General features: G+C 32.9%; 9 protein-coding genes and 1 pseudogene. 7 read left to right on the top strand and 3 right to left on the bottom strand.

The window, feature by feature from the left end:
* Positions 1–99 precede the first annotated feature (99 nt).
* The 6 genes from DMP16_RS07520 (at position 100) to DMP16_RS07545 (ending at position 3,502) form a co-directional block, all read left to right on the top strand.
* Complete coding sequence (locus tag DMP16_RS07520) at positions 100–477, top strand: hypothetical protein (protein WP_069284022.1); 378 nt, start codon at positions 100–102, stop codon at positions 475–477.
* Positions 470–859 (top strand): hypothetical protein, encoded by a 390-nt coding sequence (locus DMP16_RS07525; RefSeq protein WP_069284021.1) that lies wholly within the window; start codon positions 470–472, stop codon positions 857–859. The genes DMP16_RS07520 and DMP16_RS07525 overlap by 8 nt, the downstream gene beginning before the upstream one ends.
* Entirely contained in the window at positions 840–1,046 is a 207-nt protein-coding gene (locus tag DMP16_RS07530) for a hypothetical protein (RefSeq protein ID WP_069284020.1), read from the top strand. The genes DMP16_RS07525 and DMP16_RS07530 overlap by 20 nt, the downstream gene beginning before the upstream one ends.
* A gap of 11 nt (positions 1,047–1,057) precedes the next feature.
* Entirely contained in the window at positions 1,058–1,669 is a 612-nt protein-coding gene (locus DMP16_RS07535; protein ID WP_069284019.1) for a 6-hydroxymethylpterin diphosphokinase MptE-like protein, read from the top strand.
* A gap of 74 nt (positions 1,670–1,743) precedes the next feature.
* Positions 1,744–2,862 carry an isopropylmalate synthase gene (locus DMP16_RS07540; RefSeq protein WP_069284018.1) on the top strand — a complete coding sequence of 373 codons (1,119 nt, stop codon included), beginning with the start codon at positions 1,744–1,746 and terminating at the stop codon, positions 2,860–2,862.
* Positions 2,863–2,872: 10 nt separating this feature from the next.
* A complete protein-coding gene (locus DMP16_RS07545) occupies positions 2,873–3,502 on the top strand; it encodes an MBL fold metallo-hydrolase (protein ID WP_069284725.1) in 630 nt (209 codons plus the stop codon).
* On the opposite strand, the gene DMP16_RS07550 is transcribed toward DMP16_RS07545, so the two are convergent.
* A complete protein-coding gene (locus DMP16_RS07550) occupies positions 3,492–3,668 on the bottom strand; it encodes a ribbon-helix-helix protein, CopG family (protein WP_069284017.1) in 177 nt (58 codons plus the stop codon). The genes DMP16_RS07545 and DMP16_RS07550 overlap by 11 nt on opposite strands.
* 148 nt (positions 3,669–3,816) lie before the next feature.
* Between DMP16_RS07550 and DMP16_RS07555 the strand changes: the two genes are divergently transcribed.
* Positions 3,817–4,131: a hypothetical protein gene (locus DMP16_RS07555; protein WP_069284016.1), complete on the top strand. Its 315-nt coding sequence runs from the start codon at positions 3,817–3,819 to the stop codon at positions 4,129–4,131.
* A gap of 321 nt (positions 4,132–4,452) precedes the next feature.
* Here the strand turns inward: DMP16_RS07555 and DMP16_RS07560 are convergent, their stop codons facing one another.
* Positions 4,453–4,686, bottom strand: coding sequence for an Lrp/AsnC ligand binding domain-containing protein (locus tag DMP16_RS07560; protein ID WP_069284015.1), 234 nt, complete (start codon positions 4,684–4,686; stop codon positions 4,453–4,455).
* A 32-nt stretch (positions 4,687–4,718) separates the two neighbouring features.
* A pseudogene (locus tag DMP16_RS07565) lies at positions 4,719–5,302 on the bottom strand (ABC transporter permease); the annotation flags it as partial.

Here is a 5,302-nt window from a genome sequence, read left to right on the forward strand (position 1 = left end):
GAATGTCAAGAATAGGCAATTTTACGCTAATTCTCTCTGTAAGATAACTTTCTGCTATTTCTTTCATAGATTTTTATATCAACCAACTAACTATTAAGCATGAAGTTAATATTAAACGCAATTGAAGAACTTTCATCATCAATAATTGAGTGGTATGGAAACTATGTGAAAAAAATAGTAGTAGGAGGTAAATCTTTTTCAGATAAGCGAGAGAATGAAGAGGTCATCTATTTGTTAGTTTTAGATAAAGTTTCTAAAATATCTATTTTCTCGAGAGGAGAAATTTTCCTATTTTTCTATAATAAACTTCTTAAAAGCAAAACAATAGATCAATTCAAATCCAAATATGGTTCTTTACCAAAAATTCTTGGAATTGTTTTATCCCCTAAAGAATTAGAGTATGAGATTCCTTTAGTAGATTACGTGATGAAGAACGGTTACGTACTATTTGATAGAGAGGTTGAGGAAAATGGATGAAAGTTTATTAGCAGCAGAGTTCTTAATAAGGGCAAGAAGAACATTAAAGGAAGCTAAAATAGCATTTGATGATGGTGACTTGTATTACACATTAATAAGAGTTTTAGATACTGTTGAAAATCTGTCCAAGGTATTATTAACCCTTAATGGAAAGTATGCTTTAGATACCTTCTGGAACGCTATCTCACTTGGCGGGAATTCAGATATGGAGAGTAAATTAAGGGATCTGGAAGTAAAGTTAATGTCGTTAATCTATTTAAATGAGTCACCATTAAAATCACCTTCAGTTGTTGTAAGGAACAAAGAAGCTGAGATATTATTGGAGGAAATTAATAAAGTGTTTGAAGAGGTGGAAAAAATATATGACGAATACCATAGTTGATTTGGACTCATTTACTTGTTCTAGCGATCCTATAGAGGCTATAGGGTTTTTAGCTGATAAGGAAAAGGTTACGTTCAAAATATCATCTAATAATCCGTATTTTAATGATATAAAAGGTAGATACAATATACGAATTAAAAAGATAGAGGGTGAAATAATTTACTTTGGGATAAATTTAGATGGTTAAATTTCTATAATATGATAAGAAGTCAGTTAGGGATAAAGGAGAGAGATGATTATTTATCAGCTTCGATATTAAACTCAATTATTGAACCTTATAATGAGGATGAGCTAAGAGACTTAATAAAGGGAAGGAGTGTAGCAGTAATAGGAGCTGGACCACAGTTAATTAATGTAGATAAAGTGAAAGAGGAAGTTATTATTTCGGCAGATGGAGCAACGAACTACTTAGTTCAAAAGGGAATATATCCAGATGTAGTGGTAACAGATCTTGATGGAATTACGGTATTTCCTAAAAACACAATTTACGTGGTCTTAGCTCATGGCGATAACATTAACCTATTGCATAAAGTCAAAGAGATGAGGCGAGTTATACCCACAGCCCAAGTTCAACCCTTTGGTAAAATGAAATTATATGGTGGATTTACTGATGGGGATAGAGCAGTAGTTTTAGCTAGATATATGGATGCTAAGGAAATTAAACTGTATGCGATGGATTTTACATCTGGGGTAATAGGAAGATATTCTAAACCAGGTTTTAGTGAAGACGTACCTGCTTCGATGATTAAAAGGAAAAAGTTAGAAGTAGCAAGGATGATAATTGAAAAAGTTTTAAACTATGAAATATAGTAAGTTTTAAATAGCTTAAAACGTGATTTTTAATCGGTGCAAACGAGGTATGAGTATTCTCTGGAGCTAAAAAGATAAGAATATTTGACACTACATTAAGAGATGGTGAGCAAGCTCCGGGAATTGATTTAACCGTTGATCAAAAAGTCAAGATAGCACAAAAATTAGCTGATTTAGGGGTAGATGTTATAGAGGCTGGTTTTCCCGCATCTTCAGAGGGAGAGTTTACTGCAACCAAGAGAATATTAGAGGAAGTAGGAGATCAGGTAGAGGTTATAGGATTATCCAGGTCTAATAAAAATGATATAGATAAAACAATAAGTACAGGTATTTCTAGTATACATTTGTTTATTGCAACTTCTGAATTGCACATGAAGTATAAGTTAAAGATGACCAAAGAAGAAGTATTAAACAGAATATATGAAAGTGTTAGGTATGCGAAAGATCATGGAATGATAGTTGAGTTCAGTCCAGAAGATGCAACAAGGACAGATGAAGATTTCCTATTTACTGCTATAAGAACGGCAATAGATGCAGGTGCAGATAGGATTAACATTCCAGACACTGTAGGAGTTATGCATCCATTCAAATATTATGAACTAATTAAGAAAATAGTAAATTTTGTAGGAGAAAGAATAATAGTAAGTGTACATTGCCATAATGATTTCGGATTAGCTACTGCTAATTCCTTGGCTGGAGTTTATGGAGGAGCTAGGCAAGTCCACGTAACAGTAAACGGGATTGGGGAGAGAGCAGGGAATGCCTCATTGGAAGAGGTAGTCATGGGGATTAAGAAACTATTAAATTATGATGTAAACGTTAAAACATGGAAACTATATGAGGTTAGTAGATTAGTATCAGAATTAACGGGTGTTCCAGTACCTTACTTCAAAGCTATAGTTGGGGAAAATGCATTTGGTCATGAATCGGGAATACATGTACATGGAGTAATAGAGAATCCTTTCACTTATGAACCGATCTCTCCAGAAGAAGTAGGTAATTTTAGAAGAATAGCTTTAGGAAAGCATAGTGGTATACATGGTTTGAAGAAATTATTAGAAGAACAAGGGATTAAACTATCAGATGATAAATTAAAGGTTGTATTAACAAAGATTAAAGAATTGGCAGAAACGGGGCATAAGGTAACTGTGGATGATGCAAAAAACATCGCACTTAAATTACTAAATGAATAAGTTAAAGCTCATGCGAATAAAGTTTTTTGGGCACTCATGCGTTTTAATAGATGATAAAATTTTAGTAGATCCACACGATGGGGGAAGTATAGGATTACCAAAGCCTGACGTGAAAGATGCTAATCTAATTCTTATAACTCATGATCACTACGATCACAACGCATACCAATTATTCCAATATAAGGATTTAAAAATAAATTATTATGGAGAGTTTAAATACGAGGATTATGTTGTTAAGGGTTTAAAAACTTTTCACGACAAATATAACGGAAAATTGAGAGGCGAAAATACGGTTTACGTTATAAAGAGAGGAGATAAGAAAGTTGTACATCTGGGGGATATAGGGCATCTTCCAGATGAGAAGATTTATGATGAGATTTCAGCTCCAGATGTTCTATTAATACCTATCGGTGGAGTTATAACCATAGATTATAAAGAGGCTTTAGAGATAATTCACAAAACTACGCCTAAAATTATAATACCAATCCACTTTTGGGTAAAGGGACATTATATGCCTCTTGATCCTCCAGATAATTTTCTATTAAATATACAAGGCTATCAAATAAAGCAGATTGACTTTAAAAACAATGAGATAGACATTGCTGATGAACAAAAGATAGTTTATGTATTTAAAACCTGATCTTTTCTACTCTTGCCACCGGCACCGTTTCCTTGCTAAGTTCCTCTTTAACCATTTTTTCGACAGCTTTCCTTATTGCTTCACTTCTATTTAAACCATATTTTATAGCATATCTATCCAACAATTCTAACAAATCTTCTTCCACTTTAAATGTTACAACTCTCATTTCCACTCAAATTATATCTTGTCATTACTAAGGTTTAAGTATTCTCTGGAGCGGTATTCCAGTCTTCTGATATAAAGAGGAGTATATAATAGAAAATGAAGATTAATATACTTCTCTTTGCATATTAATATTTAGAGGAGAGTACAGAATGCCTACAATACATTTATCTTTGCCGGAGTGGATGTATGATGAATTGAAGCAGAAGGCTGACGAGTTGGGAATACAGATGACAGATCTAGTAAAATTATATATAAAGAAAGGATTAGAAGAGGGATTTAAGGATCAAGAAAAAGAAGAAGATAACACAGAGAGTTCTAAATATGAGGAAAGTATAGCGTTTTTAGAAGCTAAGGTAGCCCAGCTGGACTCCATTTTGCTTGAAGTATTAAAAAGATTAGAGATTCTAGAAGAGGAGAAAGAAGAGGATAATGAAGAAGTAGAATTAGTAAATGATAATCATTAATCAGTTATAATACCTATTTCTACATTAGTTTCAGCACGTCCCTACTACATCATTTTAATTAAGAATTGGGGACCCACCTGCGCTCATATTACCCCGGGACACGGGGATATTTATCACGCAGGCCTAATATTATAAATGTATTAGGGCATTTAAATATGTTCTCGTGATCAGCATTTGACGATTGCTACTTTTTAATCTTATTCTTACTTATACCTAAAATTCTTGTTATATAAATAGCTGGGGAAAACCAGATTAACTGAGGTGACGTGTATTTTTGATGAAGCTAAAATACATGAATATAGAGAAGAGGGAAAAATAAAATTACATTACAATTAGAGTTACAGTACGTATTATATTTGGATTTCTTCTTATTTCATATACTATCTTCTTTAACTCGTCAGAAGTTTTAGCTTCTATCTCTATTACAACATCATATTCACCATAAACTGGATCTGCTCTCACTACCCCTTGAACTTTCTTAGCTGACTCTGTTACTTCTATTTCTTTACCTACCGTAGTGGATACGAGAACATACGCTCTAACAACTTCAGCCATGAAGTATATAGTTATAATGTAATATTTAAAAGTTACTTTAGTAAAAGCCTTTCAGAATTAAACAGTTTTGAAGAGATTAAGAGTATTAATATTGAAACTATTAAAGTGGCTAACATTATAGCTATTGAGATAAATGGTAGGCCTGCGATGTAATATAGTAATGATAAACTCAATTGTTCATAGGGTATGATTAATACTAGACTAAATGGAAAACCCACATTTGCAACGTTAACAAACAGAGCTGAAAATGAGGCTATCAGCCCGAATCCTAACACAAGAAAGTTTATCAGTTGAACATTACGCATCGATCCACCTAATCCGACTAACAATATTACGCTTAGTGAAGCAGTAAGTAGAACCGTTAATAAATAAATTCCTACTATTACTAATAAGAAAGGTAAACTCACTGTTATAGGTGTACTAAAAGCGAATGATAGTAAAGATGAGAAGATTATTATTCCTACTATGTCCCCTAAAGACGAAAGAATACCTAAGATGATTGACATTATTACCTTAGAAAATATAAACGATCTAATTGAAATCGGAGATGCCAATAATGACTCTAACGTTCTCCTCTCTTTTTCTCCAACTATTCCATCAGTTACGTAGAATATTA

This window comes from Sulfolobus sp. B1 (genome assembly GCF_007050195.1).
Lineage (GTDB): Archaea > Thermoproteota > Thermoprotei_A > Sulfolobales > Sulfolobaceae > Saccharolobus.

Coding starts and splice junctions, on each gene's coding strand:
- DMP16_RS07520 (WP_069284022.1), top strand. CDS start 100: ATGAAGTTAATATTAAACGCAATTGAAGAACTTTCATCATCAATAATT.
- DMP16_RS07525 (WP_069284021.1), top strand. CDS start 470: ATGGATGAAAGTTTATTAGCAGCAGAGTTCTTAATAAGGGCAAGAAGA.
- DMP16_RS07530 (WP_069284020.1), top strand. CDS start 840: ATGACGAATACCATAGTTGATTTGGACTCATTTACTTGTTCTAGCGAT.
- DMP16_RS07535 (WP_069284019.1), top strand. CDS start 1,058: ATGATAAGAAGTCAGTTAGGGATAAAGGAGAGAGATGATTATTTATCA.
- DMP16_RS07545 (WP_069284725.1), top strand. CDS start 2,873: ATGCGAATAAAGTTTTTTGGGCACTCATGCGTTTTAATAGATGATAAA.
- DMP16_RS07550 (WP_069284017.1), bottom strand. CDS start 3,668: ATGAGAGTTGTAACATTTAAAGTGGAAGAAGATTTGTTAGAATTGTTG.
- DMP16_RS07555 (WP_069284016.1), top strand. CDS start 3,817: ATGCCTACAATACATTTATCTTTGCCGGAGTGGATGTATGATGAATTG.
- DMP16_RS07560 (WP_069284015.1), bottom strand. CDS start 4,686: ATGGCTGAAGTTGTTAGAGCGTATGTTCTCGTATCCACTACGGTAGGT.